Below are 22,019 nucleotides of genomic sequence, written 5' to 3'. Positions count from 1 at the left end.
CCGTCATTCCTCCTCCATCAGTCCACGTTTTTCAAGTATTTCAATGAATTGTCCATAAATCCATTCTCTTCCCTCATTCCCTAACCACGCTTTCAATCTTTTAAATGTTTCCTTTTGATAAATTTGCTTAAATTCTTCTTGGAGACGTTCTGTTTCCTCCTGTGTTAATGAACATCGAGCAATGATTTGTTCCATATCTTTCACTGAATAATAAGATAATCGATCAAACACGAATTGCTCTTGCTGATTCACAGGAAGAAATTGATCAAACCATTCATCTAACTCTGTTATCTTTGTATGATTTGTATCTTTTTGAACACTTCCATCATCTGATTCCATCCTTTTGGGTGTTTCTTTTGTACACTTCATGTTCTTAGGAACTTCTTTTAATGATGTAGAAGAAACAATGGTTTTATCAGAGGCAGAATATTTTTCACTAGATAAAAGTGCCTTCCGTCGTTCTTCTTTTTCTTTAATGAGCAACGGATTCAGCAAGTACAACAACTTATTCAACTGAATGGTTGTATGAGGTGCGTTGTGATACTCTTGCTCAATTTCTTCCCACGTACTAACATATTCTTGGTAAGGGAGATACTTCCATGTTTCGATCATGCGTGTTTCCCCATGATTATAAATAGGATACATATTCTTGATCACGTTGCCAGCTAAATCATGTGTTTTGACACTTCGAATAACCACAGTTTCTCCAAACGGCAACCGCAATAATTCATCTTTTGTTAACATAGGAATTCGTTCCATCGAATCTGTAAGCAACTTCTCTGAAGCTGCTACCTTCCCCTGCCTCGAAAGGGCAAGATTTGCGCGATTTCCTAAATCCTCTACAATCATTTCTCGTGTTTTTTTGGATTTTGTTTTAATGACAATCGTATTTCCGCAATTCGATAAAATAGTATTGGCATCTGCGCCATATTTATCCAACTGCTCATAATTTTGCAAAACAATCACATGCCTCATTCCTACCTTTAAACCATCCGTCATTTTTGTTGCCAACTCAGGAATTTTCACCATGTTTCCTGCTTCCTCATAAAGATAAACCACTTTTCTAGGTAGCTTTCGATTCACTTCTTTTAGGCCAGCTTTCATTAATTCTTTAAAGCTTTGATCAAAAAAACTAGCCGCAATTTCATGATTTGATTTATCCTGATCAGATACTACCACAAAAACAGCTACTGGCTTTTTCCCGTAACCTAGATTCATATAATTGATGGAGTTTTGAGCCATCAATTTTGCATTCCCAGTTCGCCGGAAAGCTTTTAAACGCGTTAACAAATGCGTCACAACATTCCCAATCGTTATTTTCGCAGGCGCAGAAGCCAAAATATCTAAATACGCTAAATGAGCCGGATGATCATCCGGTAACTCCTGAAAATAGAAATCCAAAACAGATTTATCTTTATATTTGATCCATAGACGCTTTCTATCATTTACTATCGGTGCATAAGCTTGTAATATCGGATGGTTCATGTCTGTAATACGATCGCTATTCATTTCCGCAATCATCGTTACAATCGTATAGATATTGGCCAATTCTTCGTTTTCCAACAATAAACTTTCTTCAATCAATGCCAAGCAGCCAGCGGTAAATAACGCAGACGCGGCATCTTGCCAAATAGGTTCTTTAGCATTTGGATCGTGAAAATACATATAACATAATGTCGCAAGTTCCGCCTGGGCTTGGTCTAATCCTCGATCTCGAATCACTTGTGATTGACCAAATAAATACTGCTTATAGTAATGAACCACCAATGTCAAAGGATTCATCGTATCAGAAATCGCCGTATCATTCAGATTCAATAAATACACGACATACTGCCGTTCCTCTAATAGTTTTTTCCATTTTAGATACAATTCACCCGAGGGATCATGAATGACCATCGATTGTTTTTCTTGCAAATCATTCGTTCGACTAAAACCATCAATCGCTTTTTCAACACCAAATACGCCCTTCCCAACACGTGTTTCTCCAACAATACACGTATTACTGGGTTCATTAGCAATATATTCCCGAACCCGGTTATGTTTCTTATCTTCTTTGGTTCGAGGTGACGTACCAACAACCATCCCCGATGGTCCATTATAGGTTGTCAATGCATCGGTTGCCATCGTCTTATATTGATAATCCAATTCACTTCTCCCATCTGCCCAACGAGAAGTTGCGGCCGTCAACGTATCTTCTAACGGCATAAAGCTCTTTGACATCCGATAAAGTTTAAATCCAATAATCCCTCCTAAAACAAACAACACTAGGACATATCCTCCCCATTGAGTCGGAGTTTGAGGTATTCTCAAAAAGAACCGCCACTGAAAAAGATTGTCCCATTTTCCAGGTTTGGTTAATCCTTCAGGAAACACCGCGACAAAAAGTTCCGGAATCGAAAGAATGAGATTTCCAACCAGTAAAAATAGAACAAGAAGTACCCCTAAAAGGGGATAAAGCACACGTTTTTGCCCAAGATAACGCTCAATATGTTTATACGGACGACGAGTTGGATCACGCCAAAACCGAGATCCAACAAGATCTTGATGCTGTTTTCTCCATTTCCATCGAACCATTTCTAACCTTCTCCTCTATCAATCAATGTCTTCCACCATTGTTTTTGAATAAGCCACAGCTTTTTACATAACAAAACAAAGTGACGTCTCTCCCCAAAGAAAAGAGCCACACTCATACAAATAATTGCACCGTAAGCCAAGATTCGTTGTTCCATAAATAGACCGTAGAGAGAAAACCCGCAAAAAACAACACTACAAAATATATTCAAAAAACAAGGCCCTATCGCTTTTAATGCCTCTTCAGAAGAACGGTCTGAAAAACAAACCTTTAATTGAAAACAGGAATAAGGAATCTGATAGACTAGTTGAGTGGATTCAAACAAACGATCTGGAAAATGAGGGGGAAAATGGCGATCTTGATGAATCACAACTTTTTTTGTCCTTGTTTTAAATCGGAGCCATTGAAGATCTTCTTTTCATTGATACAGTTGATACGCTTCAATCAATTGTTGATCTTGACAATCATTCCATCGACGATACAAAAAACAAACCACACTATAAGTCAAGCACGAACGTAGCAAGGCAACACTTAACTGTTGACCTAACCACAAATCGATCGCACCAATTCCCCCTATGACCAAAAAGAAAACATAAAGCTTCTTTCCCAAAAAAAGAAGCATAGAGCCTATCGAATTAGTAAGGTAAAAACGAAAACCACGAAAGAAAACAACACACAGATACATAACAAAGCACAACAACAAAAACTCACCTACCGGAAGTGTCACATCTGGTGATTGTACCGTAGAAAGCATATAATTTTGAGAAAGATGCGTATATCCTTTCATACTTAAAAGAAAAAGAGAACAAAGACACACAAGTGTCAAAAAAACACCCGTGTATCTTCGCCACAATAAAAAAAGATAATCAAATTTAGACATTCGGATCCCCCCCATCAGTTGGTATCAGGGGTGGTTCAACTTCAGGCGTTGTTGTCTCCGTTGGACTAGTTGTTTCTGCCGATTCAGAAGGTTGTGCGGTACTTGACGCGCTTTCTTCTGAAGGGGTCGGTGAAGTGCCTGTTTCTGTTCCATCACTGCTTTCAGACTCATTGGACGATTCACTCAAATTCACTTGAGGCAACCCTTCAAAATCAGCATACGCTGCTTCTGTTGCGACTGTTTGTTTTTCTGCTTCTTGTTCAACCATCGTGACTTGTTGGGTCATTTTCTCAGATCCATTAAGTGATTTATTTTGTTTTTCCAACTGTTTTTCTACTTCCTGATTCAACCCTGTGACTGTTTCTGTGGCTTGAACCGCTTGTTGGATTTCTGATTGTACCTCTTTTTTCACTTTTGGATTGGTTGCGGCTTGAGAAACCACTGCTTGTGCCTTAGAAACCGTTTGTGTCACATCTGATTGAAGGGATTCGTAACTTTTTACTATTTCCGGATACGATTGAAGGGCTTGACTTGTCACCACTACTGCTTGTTTGAATTGAATGGTCTGATCATTTGCTTCTCGTTGCGTTTCTTTCATTTCATGGATTTTTGTTGCTAAACCTTGATACAATTCATGATATTGATCATAATGAATCGGCAGGACTTCCTCATTCTCTTCAACTAATTCCTTGATTTCTTTTGATAAACGATTGTACTCTGAAACAAGACTGGAAAGATGTTCCCAAGTTTGTGTCGCACCTTCAAACTGCAGCGACGTTGTCTCTTCTAGCAATGCAAGCTGATCCAAAGAAGACTTCATTTTAGCTAATTCCGCATTCACACGTGTTACTTGGGTGGTCGCATCATTTAACGCCACACGATTTTCTGAAATCATTTCAACCAAACGATCCTCTATCCCCGCCTCTTCTTCCTTCAAATCAGGACTTGGAAGAGGCGTCGGTGTCACTGGAATCTCCGGTTGCGGCGTTTCAGGTATAGAAGGAACTGGACTATTCTCTAATGATAAATTCAAGCCTGTTTCTGCGGTTGGATCAATAGGTACATCCAATACCAAAGAAGGTTCTTCTGGACCTACTATCAATTTATCAGAAGCGCCGTTTTCTTCAGCTTTTTGTGTCACTTCTCGTTTTTCTTCTTTAGAAAGTTGTTTCTCAAATGCCTGTGCTAACTGACTCAACAACGTACGTTTTTCTTTTGGCTGATTCTCTAATACATCCATCCCAAAAATTCGAGAATCTTCAGATTTCTGATCAATAATGACGCCTAAAATTTGATCCAATCCTGATGAAGTATCTGGCGCTTTTTCTGGATTGATTGATTTGTCTGCTTTCTCCTTTTTTTCTGTGTCTTTTTTCTCTTCACTTTTTTCTGTCACTTGTTGTTCCCAAGGAGGCAAAGAGGCTTTTTCTTTTGCCTCAGAAGATGTGTTGGTTTCTTCCGCTACAGGTTGTGACTGTAGCGATTGATAGCCATAAATCCCCACACCCCCTAAAATCATCAAACTAAAAAGGCCAATCAGGCCTCCTTTTTTTAACGTATATTTGGATTTACTTGGTCCTTCTTGTGTCATCAAGATCCCCTCCTAATTGGTTTAAATTACTTGTCCATAAAGTAAAATTACGTTCTGCTTCTTTTCTCTCTTCTTTCGATAATTTCGTATTTTCTTTATCTTCTTGATATTTATGAAGCAGATTAACGATACTCTTCGCTACTTGGATATCTTCTTCTAATTCAGAATCATTTAGCTCTTTATTGATTGATTCAGCGCTAGAAATATCTTTATCCCGCAAATATTCATACGCCATCCTCTTTTTTGCTTGTTTAATTTGATCACTTAACGTGTCATTATTCAGCACTTGATTGATCAATTCTGCTTCTTCAATTTTTCCTTGTGCAAGATACGCATATCCTCGCATACCTTGAACGGTTGTATTTTGAGGGATTTCCTTCATTTCTGTCACTTTCTCCCATTGTTCCGTTAAAAACAAATAATAAAAATAAGCCAAAGTAGAGTGTCCCTTTTGATACAATTCAAACAACTCCTGCTCCGCTTCTTCTTTATACAATTGTTCAACCAGCGCTTCTTCTTTTTGAGGATACTGTTTGAATGCTTCTTGATAATCTTTTTGTTCAATCAATGTATCATAAGAAGGAAGGGCCGGAGAAAGTCGATCTGTTCGAGAAAAAAGAAAATAAGCACCTACGAGACACACGATCAAAAGTAGTCCAACCCCCAATTTCCAACGTTTCTTCCCATGCATAAAAGAAGAAAACAAAGACAACTCCTGCTTTTTTGATGGTGAGAACGTTGATTTTATCGGCAAGGACTCATGGGAAAGCGCCTGAAACTCTTGATCCAATAAATACAATAAATGTTTACCGTTTTTCTTTTTGACGGATCCTTTTTCGATCATCTCACAGATTCTCAGTTCAATGGATTCATGGACCGTCAATCCTTGAACTTTTTGGAATTTTCCTTGATATAATTGCTTTTTCCCATGAATCAATGTAAACGTCACAAAATCACCTGGTCGAAGATCTTCAGAAAGTTCTTCAAATTCGACATAAGTGTAACGTTGACGTGTCACACGAATCGCATTGGTTGTTTCAATTTTCACTTCAATCAACGTTCTCACCATCCATTAATTCATCTTTTGGAACCACTCCACTAGTTGCATGGTAAAAGAAATACCAACAATTCCAACTCCTGCACGAATAATCCACATTTTTGCCTTTTGACTAATTTCGACAATAGGAAGCATGTTTCCAAGCCATCCAGCTGCAATGATTGCAGCTCCTACCATTCCAGAAATATTTTTTATTGTTGTAAAAATGGACTTACCTGCATTATTAACTGAGCTTTCAATATCCGCAAAGGCAATCATCGGTTCAGTCAAAGTAAAAAGAAGGGTTATTGCTAGAAACAACAAACCTATTTTCATCCAATGAGTCGTTTTATTCGCTAAATTTTTGGTCTGTAATTGTGTTTGGCTGTGCATAAACGGTTCCTCCCTGTCTTTCTTTTTTCCTGCTTGTATTTGTAAATTAGTTAAAATCAATTCTTGATTGTTTAGAATGATTGCTTGATGAAATTCATCTAACACAAGATCATAGCTTTTTCCTTGAGCCTTTAAAATAGCGATCGCAATCTCTTTCGTTTTTCGTTGTTCTGACGTTAATCCCATGCGTATTCACCTCACTCGCTTCTCTCACTATTTCCTTAGGTCTTCAAACACTTGCCTTATTCAACGCCGCATCCTTCAATTTAGATCCTGGCACAAACACAAGTGATCGTTCCCGCTTGATCTCTTCTTCATCTGTTTCCGGATCTCGGATGCCCCCTTCTTTCTCAACAAGCAAAAAACTCCCAAAAGATTTGAAATGGATTTCTTCCCCATTTTGTAAGTGTTCAATCATTTTATCCAATAGTAAACTAAACAGATTTTGAATGATTTGGGCATCCATTTCTATCTCTGCGGCTACTTCTTTCGCTAAATCACGTCGTCCGATCACTTGCTTTTTTCTCCCTTTCTGCTTTTCGATATTTTCCACACCTATGCCAATACTTTCGATCCCATGCGCGTTTTGCATCCCTTCTTTCTTTTTGTACCGCTTCTAAGTTACGTAAGCGACTTTTGGTATACATTTGTTCTAGGGCTGTATAGGTCACATCCAATCCGTTGCGTTGTAATTCTTCCACAAAAAAAGATTTGGTATAATTAACATGCTTTCCTTCCCCTTCCTTCTAAAAATTTGCATTTTATCAAAAAAACGACCTCGAGAATTGCGGTATCCGAGGTTTTAAAAACATTTTCGACTAATTTCTTCATTGATTCATTCAAACGTCTTAGAACGCAAAACAGACGCATTTTCCTTCGCATTCTCGCTGTTTGCTTCTTGTTGATCCTTTTTTCTTTTCTCTTTTTCCTCTTTTCTTTTCTGACTTTTGATATACATCTCTTGTAGTTCTTCCAATGTCACATCAAATCCATTGCGTTGTAATTCTTCTTCAAAATAACAATCAAGAAACATCCTCATTCAACTTTTCCCTCCTCCTTCTAAAAATTTGCATTTTAACAAAAAACGACCTCGAGAATTGCGTTCTCCGAGGTTTTAAAAACTTTTTCGACTAAATTCTTCATTGATCGACTAAAACGTCTCAAATCGCAAAATACAGCTTATTTCCACAAATCAATGAATAGAACTAACAACATAAAAGATAACCCACCACAATAAAGAAAAGAAGGACAAGGATCGTCAACGACGTTTCTAGAATATCCCATTGTCGTTCCTTCTTGCGCTGTTCTTCTTGTTCTTTGATTCGTTGTTGGTTACACACTCGTTGCTTTTCTGGCACAGGAACAAAGTAACACTTGTAATAAGAAATGTTATGAAGTGCATCAAAATGTGCTTCACAAAAATAGCCCGCTTCTTCGATGGCTTGAATCACTGAAGAAGCAATGGGTTCATACTCCCATGACAACCTAAGCGACTCTGCCCACTCACGTTCTTCTTGGTACATTCGAATCCCCTCGAGTAATTCCTCTGCCGTATAACAATCACAACAAGAAAACATCCCGATTCACCTCCACAAACTGTTTTTCTCTGGTATAATTTGATAAAAAATAAAAACGGAGGGGTTAACATGCAGCTTTCATTGACACAAGATGAACTAAATCAGATTGTAGAAAAAGCGATTGAGCGAAATCATGGCGCTGAACATGATACAATGCGTGATACGTTAGTGGAATGTTTGATCTCATTGTTTCCCGACAAAGCGTTTACGCTAGAAGAAGCAGCCACCATTGAAAAAATCGTTGATTTACTCATTCAATTTTCCGTCACTTCCGCTACGAGAGCTTCAGTAGAAGTCTTGGATGTATTAAGTCAAAAAGCATTAGCCGCACAATGAGCAAGGGAATTCTTTTCCTTGCTTATTTTTATTGAAAAAAAAGGCAGCACACTCATGAGTGGTGCTGCCTTTTACTGAAGAGTAAGCGATAAGGAGCTTTCCCCCTTCCGGTTTTTAGAATGTTGTGAGTAGTCTAATAACCCGCTCTCTTACTCTTTCTTGATCATTCCAAATTGTCTAAAAACAAGCGGCTAGTGGTCTAACCGCTTGTTCGTCTTGTTTAGTCTTTGACCTTGTACAAATCATATCCGATCAAGCTTGCCGCAAGGACAAAGATCAATCCAATTACAACCCATACACCATTGTCTTGAGAGCCTGTTTTTGGCAACATTGGTACTGTTGCAGCTGGTTTGACTTCTGGTTGTTCTGGTGTTTTTGGTGTGGCTGGTTTTGGTGCTTCCACAAAGTGAACGGTTTGATCTTTGTTCGTTAGATCCACATTGTGTTTCGCGACTTCTTCAAACATTTCTTCCTCGTCTTCGGTTTTGGCTTGGAGCCATTCCGCAAAGCTTAAGCCTTTTCCGGCAAGGTTCCGACCGTCTACTAGGAATTCAAACAAGAATTCCATGGTTTCTTTGTCTGCCGTAAAGATTTTTTCGGCATGGGTGCCTTCAAATGGTGTACCGTCTGGGGTTAAGTAGCCTTGAACAATCAGTTTGTAGATTTGACCAATTGCTAGACCGTTGACTTGAACCCATTCCAATACTTTTTGATTTGGCAATGCCAAAATCTCTTTTCCACCTTCGGCGTTGGTCGCTTTGGTGGTAATGGTTGGATTAACGATTGTAATGGTTTGGTCTTTATCCGTGATCACTGCATGAGAGGCTAATAATACACCGTCCCTAAACAAATCTTCAAAGACGACCACTTCTTTTCCGCGTAACGCACGAGCGTCTAAGATAAAGTCTAAGTGTACTGTACCGTCGGTACTTTCTGCCACAAAGGTCAAGGTACTCGTGACTTCTTTGCCATCCACTAAGACTGGTTTTTCGCTTTCTTTATCCATTAGCACACCACTGACGGTGTAGGTCTTTCCAACGATCAAATCGTGATACTTCACAGCGTCGGTAATCGTGACTTTCGTTAATGGATTTACTGCTTTTAGTCCCGTTGGTTTATGCGTAGCGGTGGTACGAACACTTGGGTTCGTTACCCGCACCGTTTGGCCTTTGTCATTGATGTCTTTGTGGTTTGCCAGCTCTTCGTCATTTCTAAAGAGACTTTCAAACACAACGATTTCACGACCATTTAAGCCGGTTAGATCAAAGGTAAATGGTACGATCACCGTTTCATTTTCTGCTTTGGCGATAAAACCAACACTGGTTTCTACCGTATTTCCATGCACAAGCAATGGTTCACCGGTGGCTTTGTCCATTAAGATCCCTTTGACCAGATACGCTTTTCCTGGAAGGATTTCTTTGATTTCAACGGTATCGTTTAAGGTAAACAGCCCCGTTGGGTCTGCGACGGTTAAGCCATCTTCAAAGACAGCTGTCGTATGAACGCTTGGATTGTTTACTTTCACACTTTGGGCTACATCAGTAATGTCTTCATATGCCGCAACTTCAATGCCGTCACGGAAGAGTTTTTCAAAGACAACGATGGTTTGACCTTTCAAGACGCTGGCATTGACCACAAACTCCAGGTCTTTCGTACCGTTGGCTTTGTCTGCAACAAAAGTCAAGGTACTGGTGATTTCTTTGCCATCTTGCAGGATCGGCGCATTCGTTGCCTTGTTCATCAATACCCCTGAAATGGTGTATTCTTTACCGACAAACAAATTCGTATAAGAAACACTGTCTTTGATCACGATTGTTTCTAATGGATCAACGACTTTTTCGCCATCTTCTTTGTTCGATGCTTGTGTTTCCAAGGTTGGTGGAATCAAATAGTTGCGTACAGAAACCAACAACGTTTCCCCATCATCGGGCGCATTTTGTTTGAATGCGACGGTGAATGCTTGTTTGTCTGTATTTGGTTGGAAGCTTTCTAATGGCGCATTTTCCAAGAAATAGTAAGCCCCGGCAACTAACCCTTTGACCAGGAGTTCCCCGTTTTTATCGGTGGTGTATTCTCCTAAGGCTTTGCCTGTTTGGTTATACAGCGTAAACGTCACACCAGAAAGTGGTGTTTTCTTCTTGTTCCATTCTTCATACTTGAACAATTTCACATTTTTCCGTGCTTGGCGGTTCGCAAAATTGATCACTTTGATTGGTTCTGTGTCATCGGTAATCGAGAACACCAACGGTGTTTTGTTTAAGACATAATTTTTCGGTGCATTGATTTCTTCGATACGGTACCGATTGTTTCCATAGGTAAACGTACCGTTTGTAACGAGATAGCCTTTGGCATTTGTCCGGAAAATATCGGTGACTTCGGTATCATTTGGAATGGCAAATGTGACATACTTGTTGGCTAAGGTATCAAAGATCTTGAATTCTGTATTGGCAAGTGGAATGACTTTGCCTGTTTCTGCATCGACTTTGACAATTTTGACTTGTTGCTCAATGATTTGGTCTTCTAACACATAACGGAAGGTTTGACCTTGTTCGGAAATCGTTACTTCGAACGGTTCAAACAATTTATAGCCTTCCTTACCTTTGGTTTCAGAAACAATATAGGTATCAAAGACCACCGCGTTTTTACCGAAGGTAAAGTACCCGTCTTTGTCAGTCAAAACTGCTTTGACAACTTTCCCCGTTGTTTTTGAGGTTAAAGAAATTTCAATGCCTGCAAGTTTTGGCTTCTTGTCAGGATCTTTCGTATCCACAAAGTCTTTATTGCCGACCTTGACCCCTTCAATCGTTCCTTTGATTACTTGGTCTTTTGCGATAACTTCTTTTGTGACAGTTTCTTTGTCTTGTCCACCATAGACTAACTCAAAGTGGATCTTATTCGTATTGAGATTGTATCCGACTGGCGCTTTTTCTTCTAAGAAGTAATAAGCTCCGAGTTTCAAGTCTTTCACTTCTGCTTGGACTTTTCCATTGATATTTTTTAGCGTAACGGATTTGATTTTTGTGCCGTCTGCTTGGTACAGTCCGTAGACTGCGCCTTCTAAGGTCGCAGCACCTTGGGCTTTATTACCCGTTTCGGCATCTTCTTTGAAAATGCGCGCAATCCCTTTTTGGGCCTTGTTTTCAAGGGTCACTTTGATGGTTTTATTGGCTTCGATCGTGAACTTTTTGCTTGTTTTGTTCAAAACGTAGCCCGTTGGGGCTTTGATTTCAACAACCGTGCCTTTTGTGCCATGAGTAATGTTCTTAACCGTCGCAATCCCTTTATCATTGGTTTTGACAGTTTGGTCTTTGCCATTGATTGTGACTTTGATTTCGGCATTGGCTAAAGGTTTCTTAGTATCTGCGTCGATTTTTAAGATTTCCAGGTTGCCTTGTTTTAGAACATTTAAGTTTAAGATTGAATCTCCAGGTTCTGTTGGATTCAATACCCCGATCGTTTGTGAGCCTGGTTTCTTATACACCATTGGTGCACTGGCAAGCTTAATTTGCGCTAATCTTACTTGTGCTTTCTCCGGTGCATCTTTTGTCACAGTGATGACTAAGTCGTTTCCTTGAATTTTTGCGGTAATCCCTTTAGGCGCTTTAACCTCTTTCACTCGAGATAAAAAGCCGCTTGTATCATTTACTTTGATTGTTTCGCCAACTTTTACCGTCTTTGTTTGATTGTTAAAAGAGGCTCTATTATCAAAATTAGCAATTAATTTATTGATCGCCGCTTTACGAGCATTGTAATTCAATGGTGCATAGGTCCAAGTGACTTTACGTCCTAAAACTTCGCCGATCATTAATTGTGTGGTAAAATATTGTTCTTTGGACTTATCCGGGTTATTGACATAACCAAAATAAGAAATCAAAGTAATCTTATCTCTTTTAATGGGATCTTTTAAATACGTATTCAACGCTTCAGTCGAATGGACTTGTCCATTTCCCTTAAAATCTACCCCTGGTTGAATACAAAATGCGGCTTGTCCATTGACTGTAAACATTGGAATGCCATTAAAGGTAAATCCTTTACGTCCTGGATCATCTACAATTGCCCAGTTAATGCCTTGACCAACTAAATTTTCACGAACAATATTGTCATTTGCGGCACGGATAGAAACGGCGGCACGACGAACACGAGCAGCACGTGGTTGTGTAACTACAAACGTTTCTTTTACTTCTTTCTCGGAAACCGTGGTTTCTTTCGTGTCAGAAGCGACTACCGATGTTTCTGCTTTTTCAGCTTCTACTTTCTCTACCGTGTCCTTAGTGTCTACCGGTTGTCCCGCTGGTTTTTCTGTATCCGTAACAGGTGTTTCTGTCGCGTTTTCTACAGAAGGTTCTGTTGAAGCAGGTGTTGAATCCGTTTCTGGAGTGGTTGCCTCTGTTGGCTCTGTTGATTCTACTGGTTCAGAAGAGGATGCGGTACTTGACGTACTTTCTTCTGATGATTCCGGTAAACTGTCTGTTTCAGGTGTTTCTGGTTCTACCGGTTGTGTGACCGCTGGACTGTCACCTGGATTTTGTGTTTCCCCGATCGTTTGATCGAGAGTTGCTTTTGAATTGGTTGTCGGTGCATCGGTCTCTGGCACAGGTTCAGTGGGTGTTTCTACAGCTGGGACAGCTTCTTCTACCGGTTGAACTTCCACTGCTTCAACGGGAGCTGGTGTTGTCGTTTCTACCGTTGGTTGTCCAACAGCTGTTTCTTCCGCTTGTGCTTGAAACGTCCCGGTCAAAAAGCAGAACTGAGAAAATGCCAAAACCGCAGCGGCTTTTAACCAATTCTTTCTTGTTTTTAGCTGCACAAGAATCATTTCCTTTCTCAAAATTTTTGTATAATAAAACGCCGCTATCGGAATGGATAACGACGTGAATTTTTTCTATTTGTTTTGATCCGGGGAGCGTATTTGTGGGTATTTTCTCATGATGGTTTCCTCCAAACAAAAAAGATACCAGTGTTTACTGATACCTTTTTACTCTACATAATTTGTGCTAGCTGAACCATGTTCTCTAAAATCTACTGTCCAAGTTCCGATCAATTCATAATTTTTATTTACTAATTGACTTGAACCAAAACGCATCCCATACCATGGACTTTTTTCATTCGCAATTTCCGCATACCCATATTCAGAAGCCGCTGCTTCTGAATCAAACACTTTCCCACTATTTCCCATATTAATAGGTGTCATATCTTTTTCTGGTTTCGGTGTTTCAGAAGGTGTGGTTGTTCCTCCTTGGTTTCCACCAGTACTTGGTTGTGTTGGTGTTGTCGGTTGAGACGGTGTACTTGGTTTCTCAGCCGGAGTGCTTGGTTGTTCTGCTGGTTTGCTTGATTTTGTTCCTTGCTTGTTTTGTGATTGAGAAGACGCTGGTGTTCCTTGTGCTTTTTCTTCTGCTTGTTTTACAGGTTCTTGTTTGCCTACCGGTTTATTCGCATCGTTCTTGTCTTTTGGTTGAATCGTTGTTTGTGCCACCGTTTCTCCCTTATCGTTCTTAGCTGTCACGACATTGCCGTCAAAGACGAGCGTATTGCCTGCGTAGATCAAATCAACATTCGCAATCTTATTCATGTCCGCCAATTTTTGTACCGTGATATTCGTTGCTTGGCTAATGCCACTTAGGGTATCACCCCAGACAATCGTATACTTGTTGTCTTTGGCTTTGTTTATGTCTGCTTTGATTTGTTCCACCGTACGTGGTGTCCACACACCATCTACTTCTGACGCCTGGGCTTCATTTCCACTCGTGAAAAACACCACGCCTAATGCAGCTCCTAAAATAAAACTTCCTAACACTGTTTTTTTCATCTGCTTTTTCTCTCCTTACTTTTTTGTTTTTGCGTTTATTTATCAACAGTTTGAAACAAGCTGTTATTTTTGTAAATAGATTTTTCGGATTATATTTTGTTTTCTTTCTTCAATCGCTCGTACTCATCTTCCACTAATTGCCCAACAATGCCTTGACGAGAATACTTCACATGACGATTCTCTTTCTCCCAGGCTTCTTTTATCGCTTCTATTTGTTCACGTGTAATGACATCAATTCCAATGCTATAATTCTCTTTTGTTTTTCCCATCATCTACTCCTTGTACATGTGATTTAAGATATCTTATATTCTTAGTCTAACATGTACCCCCCCCCCGTCAATATTTTTTCTATAGTTTTTTTATTCTTTTCTTATCTCTTTTTGGTTTGTTTTCATGGAATCGGTCCTCAATAATTCCTCTCATTTTTTCGTACTAGACAGAGGAAAACCCATCGTTTTATACTGAATCTAACACTTACGAAAGGATCGATGATCGATGACAAAACCATTCCAATACTTATTCGGTGCCCTCTTGATACTAGCAGGGCTGTTCGCTGTTCTAGCTTTTGAACACTTACAAAAACAGCCAAAAGACAACCAACCAGCGATAGAATCAATCGTTTCAACCGATACGACGAACGAAGCACAAACGTTTGACTTTGCCCAACTTCAAGAAAAAGAAGGGGCCGACCTGAAAGATCTCGGCATTTGGCAAATTGAAACCATCATTTTTAAAGGAAATACCCAAGCCATTCTCACTACCACAAATGGAAAAGAATTGAGCTTTCCTATTGAGGTTACCAATCAGGATCAAAACGAAATCACACTTCCTACAGTCAACTATGCACCAAAGAATCTTGTCATTGCCCAACAAGTGGGGTTGGCTCAAAAAGGCAACCAATACTTCATGTATCAACTAAACTAACTGGTATTCGTTGGCTGCTTAGGAAACAAATGATACTTTTTTCGTAAATACGTCAATTTGGATGGTGGAATCTGATAAGCTTCGGATACATGCTTGACTTTCTTTCCTGCAAGCAAGTCGGAAATCACTCGTTCTTCTAATCCTGGACGTACATCGAAGAAATACTGACACGCTCGTTGATGAAAGGCTTCTTTTGTTTCCCCAACTTTTCGAACCGGATCGATCGGCGTACCTAAAATCACCAGTAATCGATCCCGACGTTTAATCGCTTGCGGATCATTGAACCAATTTGGATGATATTCTTCGTCGGTTAATTCAAATAATGCTTTTCTTGCCAGCTTCTTTAGCTGGTGGTTTTTCTTTGTGGCCAGGTGTTCACTCATGCTTTTGTTCACACTCCTCTAGCTCTAAGCGCTGATCGAAAGTGTCTAACATCTCGTGAAGCCGTTCCAAGGGAATCCCCTCTGACTTTGCTAGAGATACAGCGCTAAAAAGCGTGAAGAGTAACACCTCCATTGCGCCTAACTCTTCTGACACCATCGATAAGTGATTCCCTTGTTTTTCCAATCGCACACACCCATTGATTGCTTTTTCCATCTTCTTTTACCGCCTTTCTTTTTTTGATTGACTGACCGGTACGAGTGTTCACTGCACGTCGATTTTTTGTCAAGAATTTATGTTGGAAGTTTTTAGCGAAAAGTTTTCTAAAAGTCTTTGATCCATTGTTTCTACAAGGAGTTTTGAAACACTCGCACCGGTCAACCAACCATTTGTTTTCTCTTTCTTTTTCGTTATTTTCTGTTGTATACTAGACATGAGCTAGATGGTTGCATATGACCGATTTCATGAATACCCATCAACCCTAACCCATCTAGCTCAGGGACTGTCGTTTATCCTTTCACGACAGTCTTTTTTTCTTGGCATCCAGCCTTTTCTGGCGTTTCTCTAGTACCAACCAAACCTTCGATACCAACCAATGGATCAAATGATCCAACAAACGAAACATTCCCCACACCAACAAACACGTACCACCTAACACCAATCCATAGACCACTTGGCTCATGGTTCATTTCCTCCGTTCCCTTGCTTTTTTAAGTCAACCCAAAAGGAAGTCCTATCCCCGGTGGGAAAACCCACAAATGATACATATTCGCCTCATCGACCAGTTCGCTTTCTTTTGTGCCAACAGCTCCTGCTGGTTTGGCATTCGTTTTACGGGTCTCTTTGGTCGAAAGGCTTTCTGTTTTTCGGTTGTTCTGTTTTCCATCTACTTCTTGTCTCCCTTACAAACTCATTTTTTCGCAGTCAGTTGTTCGTTCCTGTGTCCACCATTCGTGGGTGTTCTCTTCTTCGATCTACCCTAACGGGCATTCGACTGGATTATGGCGTCCGGATCCAGAACCCTAGTAGACAACGGTAAATGCTCACCGATCGTTTGAATCGGGTCCTGGCAAGTGCCTACATGTACTCCCCGCATACGCTTAGAAACAAGTCTGTTAAAAACTTTTTTCTAAGTGATCTCCTCATTACTGAAGATCTGATTTCCTATTTCATAAATGTACGTAACCTTATCCCCTTAGTAGCGGTTCTGATTAGATAAGGCGCTATCGCTGATCGTTCCGACCATCTTCTCACCTATGCCATCCATGGTTTACCGAAAACCCTCATCGTTTCCGTTCATTTCCGTCCCCAGCTCCTGCCAGCATGGACTCACAGGCACCGATTTGTTGTTATGCCTGCGTAAAAGAGAACCGACGTTGGTTTCAAAAAAGGTCTAGCACGTATGCCCTAACTTTACCCGCAGATTCCCTAAGTGCTACTGGATTCGCTAAGTTCTCCATGGACTTTCCAAGTCTCCAATGCCTTTCGATCAGATGTTAAGGTACATCGAAAAAGAGAACAGGATATATTTTATTTTGGTATATTCAGTTTTTAGGATTCGCTATGGTGTCCTGTTGTTGGAAGTACCCAACGCAACGGCTGATCCGGTTTCAATCGGCGAGCGATCGTCTTTCCAGAAGCATCGGTTACACGCTTGATTTCTGGATAGATCGCTTTTAACGGCAATATCTGTTTCTCATAGCGCTTGCGCTCCGTGCCCTCATGATATTCCGCAAATTCCACGACATTTCGGCCATCAATACGAAAGGTGCGCATGCGACGAACGATCCGGGTTTTTCCTCCCGGCAAATGAAACGTCTCGAGCGTGGGAAAACACTGGCATTCTGCCCCTAATCGTTGAATATCTGTCATGCGAAAAATCCCTTGTTCTTTCACTCGTGGCATTGGTTTTTCTAGGATGTTTGATTGTTTTTCCATCGGTTCTTTCGCCTCCTTTTCAGCTGATAGGTGGTCAAGTATTCTTGGGTGTCTGTCCGATAAAATGTCCTTCGACAGACCCAATGGAAGGGTTGATACGGATGATTGCGTTGGGCAATCAAGAACCCATTCAAATCATAGATGGTTGCGATCTTCGGCAACAATTCCTCAAACCCATAGCGCTCTAAGTAAAACCGTTGCGTGTTGTATCGCTTTTTTCGAGTGGGTGGTTCAGGAATCACTAAGTATTCACGAAATTTGCCTTGGTGTTTGTGCCATTCAAAGAATCGAACAACAGGAATTTTCTCAATGGAGCCATCTGAGAAATGAAGGCGCTTGGTTTCTTCAAAACTGCCGCAATCACACGTCACATAGGTTGGCGGCCAGCTGGCATAGGCCAGTGTCTCAAACGGCACATAATAGCTATTGTAACAAGCCCGATTGGTTGATTGATACATCATCGGGTTTCCTCCTTGTCCCCACGTTTTACTGCTGTTTCGCGCAAACAAAGCAATTCGTGATCCAATTGCGTCAACGTATATTTATCAGGGAAAATCGCTTGAAGCACGCTTGGTTCTGTCCGTTCACCTGATAACCATTCTTGTCTTAAGCGTTCGATCTCAGAAAAAGAAACAACGGTTTCTGCCAACAACACCAATTTCCAGAAATGAAGCATCATCCGATAAAAATAAGCAAATGGTTCTTGAATCGGTTTTCCTTCATGACAACTCGTACGATATTTAAAAATGAATTTCTCTACTTCGTGTTCCAAATCTTGTGCCCAAAGCTCTCCGTTTAATCGAGGCAAGACACGATAATGGATCGCTAGAATATCCGCATACTCTTTTTCTATTTTGCGTTTTGCGGTATAGATTTTATCAATCAATCTTTGTGCATCTGTCCCGAAATGAGTAAGTAGCTCAATGGTTCGCTTCGTCAAAAATGGATAGTCCCCCATTTTGAGCAGCTCTGCTTCTGGAATTTCTGAAAGAGAAACATCTGTTGGTTTCTCGTATCGATTGGTATCGTTTGTATTCTCAGTATTACTTAATTCAGTATTACTTGTGTGTAAATTTTTCACTTCCAGACGTGTATTTTCTACACGTGTAAAATTTACACGTCCTTGTCCCCCAAGGGATTCAGCCGTTTTTTCTGAATTATCACTTTTTTTATCCTCTGGAAGAGGAAGGGCATTTCCAAGATAATCCAACCGCTTGATCAATTGATTTTCTGAATCATATTCTTCAATAATTTGATGATCCGCTTCCACTAATTGAAGATACAAACGATTGGGTTTATTTAATCCTTGTTTTACTTCTCGCAACAAGTTCAATTTTGCTAGTTCTTGTTTTAATTTCGTAACCGTTGGTTTTGATTTATCTAGTAACTCCATCAATTCTTCTACCGTAAAAATCAAGAAGACAGAACCCTGTTCATCGACAAACTCTCGTTTTCCAGATTCGTACGAACGAATCGATAACTGACAGCGATTATACAATGCCCCATACGCCAATTTGGCATCATTGGATAATTGTGCGTAATCGCTCGTATAACGAATCTTTTTAATCACTTTTCCCATACTATCTTTGATTCGCTCTGTCCGTGTCATAAAGATTTGGGGAATTTGATAAAACGTATGTGTGGCTAATTGATTTACTGTAATATCTGCCATGTTCATCCTTCTTTCTAGGATTTCCCACTTCTCCGCCGGGAGAAATAGAAAAACCTCATAAAATTTTGTAAGCAGGCAATGGGAGTCGAACCCGTACTCGCCAATGTCAAAACATCTGAATACCTGCGGCTCAGTATAGTCAATAAAGATCCGGCGGAAACTATACTGATCATCCAGAAAGAGAATCAATCAATTAGCTTTGGGAGCTATTTCTAGCCCCTATACAAATATAAGGAATCGAACCTTTAAACCGACCGTTTCGGTTAGTTGTTTCATGAATCTCCCCTTCCGCCTGAACAACAAAAAAGATGACAGATTTCTCTATCCTCTTACTTCTATTTTTAGTTCAGGTTGATGAGTTTCTATCGAAAAAGCTGTTTTCTCTTCTTTTTCAGAAGAAATGTCAGAATCCAGTACTTCTTTAGTAGATTCAATTGATATCTTTACTTCTTCTGAATTCTCTGGGTTGACTGATTCTGTCCCTTCATTTATCTCAGTAGGAATACTCTCTTCTAGTGGGTTTTCCTTTTTAGGAATTACTTGAACCCCTATTGTTTCTTCCAACTGATCTATCTCACAGTTATTGGCTTTTCCCAATCGTTTCATCGAGCACTGTTTTTTCCTTTGTTGAAGGTGCTCCCATCGTTGAAACAATTTCTGCCAGCATTTCTTCTTTGACTGTATTTTTTAATGAAACAGAATGTACTTCTACTTCATTTTTAATAGGAAAAACTTGAGGAGCAGTTGTTTTTTGTGCTGTTTCTACTGCTTGTGTCATTATTAAGCCTGCAAAAAAAGTAGCTTCCAACAATACTTTTTATTTCTTATTATATTAAGAAACCTCCTTTTATCAATTTTTTAACTTAAACTGTCGATACAACGTGATTTTGTTATTTTTAATTCAAATTTGTCAAAATTTTTGCCAACATTCTTTCCTAGTTTTTCTCTATTTTTTCCTTTCCTTATCTTTTTCAATCAATATTATTTGGTGTTAATATATATCTGCCAATACTTAAAAACATTGATTTATCATAGGATAAAGAGTGATAGCTTAATACTAAAAGAAGCATATTAATTTTATTTAAAAATTGACATTAATGACTCTTAATCAAGGTGTCGAAGGTTCGAGTCCTTCATGGCCCATTGGGTGCCAAACCCACGGAACAGGTAAATGTTGGTGCGAAAGCATTTCGAAAACATTTATGCTGTTCCTTTTTTTATTTTAAACATTTTCTAAACCACCTTGGAAAAGGTACACAGGAGTCTCCTCCTCCCCCTGTTCATCAGCGGGACGCTTACGTGAGTATCATTATCTTCAACAATTATCTCTTTGCCTAAAGTTTCCATGCTTTAGTCGCAACTTTTGGTTTATCGCTCCTTCAAATCTAAGAGATCTTGGCGCAAAAGTTGCCTGCTACTTAATCACTGAAAAGAATTTAGAAAATGGGCTATTCGGTTATCAATGAGCAATAAAAGAACGAAAGCGTTCCTTTCTAAAATAGTTTTACCAAATTTTTTTCAGAAGATATATAAGTACAGGCTAGAATGACACATATTGAAAAGTAGTTGATCCGAAACACAAAAACTAGTGATTCTAAAAGAACAGTATGTCTCCTTCCTTCAATTAATTGTTAGTGATTGAAGACGCCACTGGATTCATTTATCGTTCATTTTGATTTTCTTCTATATTGATAATATCCCTTATATGCTCGCTCAACATTAACATGAGTATCATTGTGCATCCTCTTAAGATAGTTGCTTTGCAAATTACTATAAGATATAGATATTAGCTTTTCTTTCACCAAGTATTCATAAATAGTTTTAGAGCTAGTTGGGATACCTTTTTCTTTTAAAAAAGAAGCTATATATAACGAAATAATGTCATAATTATTCTTATATTTTTGGTAATAATTCTCTCTTACATATTCTTCATAAACTCTCTCTTGCGAAACTTTCTTGTCGTATTCAAATCTTTGATTCTTTAACAGAACATATTCTTTTGATAAAGTAACAATTTCATCCATGATTTCTATTAGACGAGTTTCTATTTCTCTACTTCCCATATCACTTTCACCTCTAAATAGTTAGGCTGTGCTCTTTCCAAGAATTAAAATAGTTTTGTCTATATTCTTTTGGAGATAACCCGGTTTCCTTTTTAAAAAAAATAGTAAATGCACTGGCGTTAAAGAAACCAGCTTTCTCACCAATCTCAAAAATTTTTTCATCTGTCGATTCCAATAAATTTTTCGCTAACGTAATTTTGATATCATTAATTAAGTCCTGAGGCACTTTATTTAATTTGTTCATACAAAAACGATTTAAAGTTGGTTTGGACATGTGCATAAACTCTGCTAAGTCACTAACGGTCACATTTCCAGATAAATTCTCTTGTATGAATGCTATTAACTTAAATATTTCAAAGTATTCTTTTAGCGTAGAAAGATTCAAGCGAAATGCCTTTCTTATTATTATTTCGATAGCAGGATTCACTACATATGTTCGATCTCTCGTTTCAAACCTTGTGAAAAGTAACTGGATTAAGCTAGATAACTCTTGATTGATTATCAGATCAATCTTTTGAATATAGTTTGAAGAAGGCTTACAAAATAAATTCAACTCGACAATAATAATTTGATTCAGTAAGCTCTGCGAAATGTAATGGAAGATCATATGTGATTCTATCAGAATTATTTCTACCTCAGATTTCTCCATATACAGTCCTTTCTTCCTCAACAGGATAGCCCAACCATTTGCGCCATGATCATTTGGAGAATAGTTATTACCATTTGTATAATAGATATTTTTGATTTCTATCATTCTTTTCACCCTCCTACTTTATGCTACTCACTTTATTTGTAAAAGTTGACATATTCTGTACGTGTTCATCAACTTCTTAATTCACTTTTATCA

General features: G+C 39.2%; 24 protein-coding genes. 2 read left to right on the top strand and 22 right to left on the bottom strand.

Annotated features, from left to right (window positions below; genetic code table 11):
• Positions 1-3: 3 nt before the first annotated feature.
• From A5883_RS18295 to A5883_RS18255, 9 genes are all read right to left on the bottom strand, one after another.
• On the bottom strand, positions 4-2,574 hold the full coding sequence (locus A5883_RS18295; protein ID WP_086339304.1) for a type IV secretory system conjugative DNA transfer family protein: 2,571 nt from the start codon (positions 2,572-2,574) through the stop codon (positions 4-6).
• Between the two features lie 2 nt (positions 2,575-2,576).
• On the bottom strand, positions 2,577-2,942 hold the full coding sequence (locus tag A5883_RS18290) for a hypothetical protein (protein WP_086339303.1): 366 nt from the start codon (positions 2,940-2,942) through the stop codon (positions 2,577-2,579).
• A gap of 48 nt (positions 2,943-2,990) precedes the next feature.
• Complete coding sequence (locus A5883_RS18285; protein WP_086339302.1) at positions 2,991-3,452, bottom strand: hypothetical protein; 462 nt, start codon at positions 3,450-3,452, stop codon at positions 2,991-2,993.
• Positions 3,445-5,043, bottom strand: a complete 1,599-nt coding sequence (locus A5883_RS18280) for a hypothetical protein (protein WP_086339301.1) — start codon at positions 5,041-5,043, stop codon at positions 3,445-3,447. Before A5883_RS18280 ends, A5883_RS18285 begins: the two co-directional genes overlap by 8 nt.
• Positions 5,021-6,100: a hypothetical protein gene (locus tag A5883_RS18275; protein WP_141108432.1), complete on the bottom strand. Its 1,080-nt coding sequence runs from the start codon at positions 6,098-6,100 to the stop codon at positions 5,021-5,023. The genes A5883_RS18280 and A5883_RS18275 overlap by 23 nt, the downstream gene beginning before the upstream one ends.
• A gap of 15 nt (positions 6,101-6,115) precedes the next feature.
• Positions 6,116-6,658, bottom strand: a complete 543-nt coding sequence (locus tag A5883_RS18270) for a hypothetical protein (RefSeq protein WP_086339299.1) — start codon at positions 6,656-6,658, stop codon at positions 6,116-6,118.
• A gap of 43 nt (positions 6,659-6,701) precedes the next feature.
• Positions 6,702-7,064, bottom strand: coding sequence for an HU family DNA-binding protein (locus tag A5883_RS18265; RefSeq protein WP_086339298.1), 363 nt, complete (start codon positions 7,062-7,064; stop codon positions 6,702-6,704).
• A 243-nt stretch (positions 7,065-7,307) separates the two neighbouring features.
• A complete protein-coding gene (locus A5883_RS18260) occupies positions 7,308-7,511 on the bottom strand; it encodes a hypothetical protein (RefSeq protein WP_086339297.1) in 204 nt (67 codons plus the stop codon).
• 166 nt (positions 7,512-7,677) lie between these two features.
• A complete protein-coding gene (locus A5883_RS18255) occupies positions 7,678-8,049 on the bottom strand; it encodes a hypothetical protein (protein ID WP_086339296.1) in 372 nt (123 codons plus the stop codon).
• 69 nt (positions 8,050-8,118) lie between these two features.
• Between A5883_RS18255 and A5883_RS18250 the strand changes: the two genes are divergently transcribed.
• Positions 8,119-8,385, top strand: coding sequence for a hypothetical protein (locus tag A5883_RS18250; RefSeq protein WP_086339295.1), 267 nt, complete (start codon positions 8,119-8,121; stop codon positions 8,383-8,385).
• Positions 8,386-8,605: 220 nt separating this feature from the next.
• On the opposite strand, the gene A5883_RS18245 is transcribed toward A5883_RS18250, so the two are convergent.
• From A5883_RS18245 to A5883_RS18235, 3 genes are all read right to left on the bottom strand, one after another.
• Entirely contained in the window at positions 8,606-13,201 is a 4,596-nt protein-coding gene (locus tag A5883_RS18245) for a VaFE repeat-containing surface-anchored protein (RefSeq protein ID WP_086339294.1), read from the bottom strand.
• A gap of 159 nt (positions 13,202-13,360) precedes the next feature.
• Entirely contained in the window at positions 13,361-14,194 is an 834-nt protein-coding gene (locus tag A5883_RS18240) for a LysM peptidoglycan-binding domain-containing protein (RefSeq protein ID WP_086339293.1), read from the bottom strand.
• 89 nt (positions 14,195-14,283) lie between these two features.
• Positions 14,284-14,463 (bottom strand): hypothetical protein, encoded by a 180-nt coding sequence (locus tag A5883_RS18235; protein ID WP_086339292.1) that lies wholly within the window; start codon positions 14,461-14,463, stop codon positions 14,284-14,286.
• Positions 14,464-14,689: 226 nt separating this feature from the next.
• Between A5883_RS18235 and A5883_RS18230 the strand changes: the two genes are divergently transcribed.
• A complete protein-coding gene (locus A5883_RS18230) occupies positions 14,690-15,118 on the top strand; it encodes a hypothetical protein (RefSeq protein WP_086339291.1) in 429 nt (142 codons plus the stop codon).
• Here the strand turns inward: A5883_RS18230 and A5883_RS18225 are convergent.
• The 10 genes from A5883_RS18225 to A5883_RS18180 all read right to left on the bottom strand — a co-directional run bounded on the left by A5883_RS18225 (position 15,115) and on the right by A5883_RS18180 (position 21,926).
• Positions 15,115-15,501: a hypothetical protein gene (locus A5883_RS18225; RefSeq protein ID WP_086339290.1), complete on the bottom strand. Its 387-nt coding sequence runs from the start codon at positions 15,499-15,501 to the stop codon at positions 15,115-15,117. The two genes, A5883_RS18230 and A5883_RS18225, sit on opposite strands and share 4 nt — an antisense overlap.
• Entirely contained in the window at positions 15,494-15,715 is a 222-nt protein-coding gene (locus tag A5883_RS18220; protein WP_086339289.1) for a hypothetical protein, read from the bottom strand. Before A5883_RS18220 ends, A5883_RS18225 begins: the two co-directional genes overlap by 8 nt.
• A gap of 301 nt (positions 15,716-16,016) precedes the next feature.
• Positions 16,017-16,181 carry a hypothetical protein gene (locus A5883_RS19325; protein ID WP_176324032.1) on the bottom strand — a complete coding sequence of 55 codons (165 nt, stop codon included), beginning with the start codon at positions 16,179-16,181 and terminating at the stop codon, positions 16,017-16,019.
• Positions 16,182-17,050: 869 nt separating this feature from the next.
• Complete coding sequence (locus A5883_RS18210; protein WP_086339287.1) at positions 17,051-17,437, bottom strand: hypothetical protein; 387 nt, start codon at positions 17,435-17,437, stop codon at positions 17,051-17,053.
• On the bottom strand, positions 17,413-17,898 hold the full coding sequence (locus tag A5883_RS18205) for a hypothetical protein (protein WP_086339286.1): 486 nt from the start codon (positions 17,896-17,898) through the stop codon (positions 17,413-17,415). The genes A5883_RS18210 and A5883_RS18205 overlap by 25 nt, the downstream gene beginning before the upstream one ends.
• Complete coding sequence (locus A5883_RS18200) at positions 17,895-19,109, bottom strand: replication initiator protein A (protein WP_086339285.1); 1,215 nt, start codon at positions 19,107-19,109, stop codon at positions 17,895-17,897. Before A5883_RS18200 ends, A5883_RS18205 begins: the two co-directional genes overlap by 4 nt.
• 321 nt (positions 19,110-19,430) lie before the next feature.
• Positions 19,431-19,715 carry a hypothetical protein gene (locus tag A5883_RS18195; RefSeq protein WP_086339284.1) on the bottom strand — a complete coding sequence of 95 codons (285 nt, stop codon included), beginning with the start codon at positions 19,713-19,715 and terminating at the stop codon, positions 19,431-19,433.
• Positions 19,690-19,920: a hypothetical protein gene (locus A5883_RS18190; protein WP_141108431.1), complete on the bottom strand. Its 231-nt coding sequence runs from the start codon at positions 19,918-19,920 to the stop codon at positions 19,690-19,692. Before A5883_RS18190 ends, A5883_RS18195 begins: the two co-directional genes overlap by 26 nt.
• A gap of 856 nt (positions 19,921-20,776) precedes the next feature.
• Positions 20,777-21,172, bottom strand: coding sequence for a hypothetical protein (locus tag A5883_RS18185; RefSeq protein WP_086339282.1), 396 nt, complete (start codon positions 21,170-21,172; stop codon positions 20,777-20,779).
• Between the two features lie 13 nt (positions 21,173-21,185).
• Positions 21,186-21,926: a helix-turn-helix domain-containing protein gene (locus A5883_RS18180; RefSeq protein WP_086339281.1), complete on the bottom strand. Its 741-nt coding sequence runs from the start codon at positions 21,924-21,926 to the stop codon at positions 21,186-21,188.
• Positions 21,927-22,019: the final 93 nt, after the last annotated feature.

It is taken from the genome of Enterococcus sp. 5B3_DIV0040, from assembly GCF_002140755.1.
Classification (GTDB): domain Bacteria; phylum Bacillota; class Bacilli; order Lactobacillales; family Enterococcaceae; genus Enterococcus_D; species Enterococcus_D casseliflavus.
The sequence above is the reverse complement of the archived record's forward strand: the minus strand, read 5'-3'. Positions and strand labels throughout refer to the sequence as shown.

Coding starts and splice junctions, on each gene's coding strand:
- A5883_RS18245 (WP_086339294.1), bottom strand. CDS start 13,201: ATGATTCTTGTGCAGCTAAAAACAAGAAAGAATTGGTTAAAAGCCGCT.
- A5883_RS18255 (WP_086339296.1), bottom strand. CDS start 8,049: ATGTTTTCTTGTTGTGATTGTTATACGGCAGAGGAATTACTCGAGGGG.
- A5883_RS18225 (WP_086339290.1), bottom strand. CDS start 15,501: ATGAGTGAACACCTGGCCACAAAGAAAAACCACCAGCTAAAGAAGCTG.
- A5883_RS18205 (WP_086339286.1), bottom strand. CDS start 17,898: ATGATGTATCAATCAACCAATCGGGCTTGTTACAATAGCTATTATGTG.
- A5883_RS18295 (WP_086339304.1), bottom strand. CDS start 2,574: ATGGTTCGATGGAAATGGAGAAAACAGCATCAAGATCTTGTTGGATCT.
- A5883_RS18285 (WP_086339302.1), bottom strand. CDS start 3,452: ATGTCTAAATTTGATTATCTTTTTTTATTGTGGCGAAGATACACGGGT.
- A5883_RS18270 (WP_086339299.1), bottom strand. CDS start 6,658: ATGGGATTAACGTCAGAACAACGAAAAACGAAAGAGATTGCGATCGCT.
- A5883_RS18250 (WP_086339295.1), top strand. CDS start 8,119: ATGCAGCTTTCATTGACACAAGATGAACTAAATCAGATTGTAGAAAAA.
- A5883_RS18230 (WP_086339291.1), top strand. CDS start 14,690: ATGACAAAACCATTCCAATACTTATTCGGTGCCCTCTTGATACTAGCA.
- A5883_RS18200 (WP_086339285.1), bottom strand. CDS start 19,109: ATGGCAGATATTACAGTAAATCAATTAGCCACACATACGTTTTATCAA.
- A5883_RS18235 (WP_086339292.1), bottom strand. CDS start 14,463: ATGGGAAAAACAAAAGAGAATTATAGCATTGGAATTGATGTCATTACA.
- A5883_RS18260 (WP_086339297.1), bottom strand. CDS start 7,511: ATGAGGATGTTTCTTGATTGTTATTTTGAAGAAGAATTACAACGCAAT.
- A5883_RS18210 (WP_086339287.1), bottom strand. CDS start 17,437: ATGGAAAAACAATCAAACATCCTAGAAAAACCAATGCCACGAGTGAAA.
- A5883_RS18280 (WP_086339301.1), bottom strand. CDS start 5,043: ATGACACAAGAAGGACCAAGTAAATCCAAATATACGTTAAAAAAAGGA.
- A5883_RS18220 (WP_086339289.1), bottom strand. CDS start 15,715: ATGGAAAAAGCAATCAATGGGTGTGTGCGATTGGAAAAACAAGGGAAT.
- A5883_RS18185 (WP_086339282.1), bottom strand. CDS start 21,172: ATGGGAAGTAGAGAAATAGAAACTCGTCTAATAGAAATCATGGATGAA.
- A5883_RS18180 (WP_086339281.1), bottom strand. CDS start 21,926: ATGATAGAAATCAAAAATATCTATTATACAAATGGTAATAACTATTCT.
- A5883_RS18195 (WP_086339284.1), bottom strand. CDS start 19,715: ATGAAACGATTGGGAAAAGCCAATAACTGTGAGATAGATCAGTTGGAA.
- A5883_RS19325 (WP_176324032.1), bottom strand. CDS start 16,181: ATGAGCCAAGTGGTCTATGGATTGGTGTTAGGTGGTACGTGTTTGTTG.
- A5883_RS18265 (WP_086339298.1), bottom strand. CDS start 7,064: ATGCAAAACGCGCATGGGATCGAAAGTATTGGCATAGGTGTGGAAAAT.
- A5883_RS18240 (WP_086339293.1), bottom strand. CDS start 14,194: ATGAAAAAAACAGTGTTAGGAAGTTTTATTTTAGGAGCTGCATTAGGC.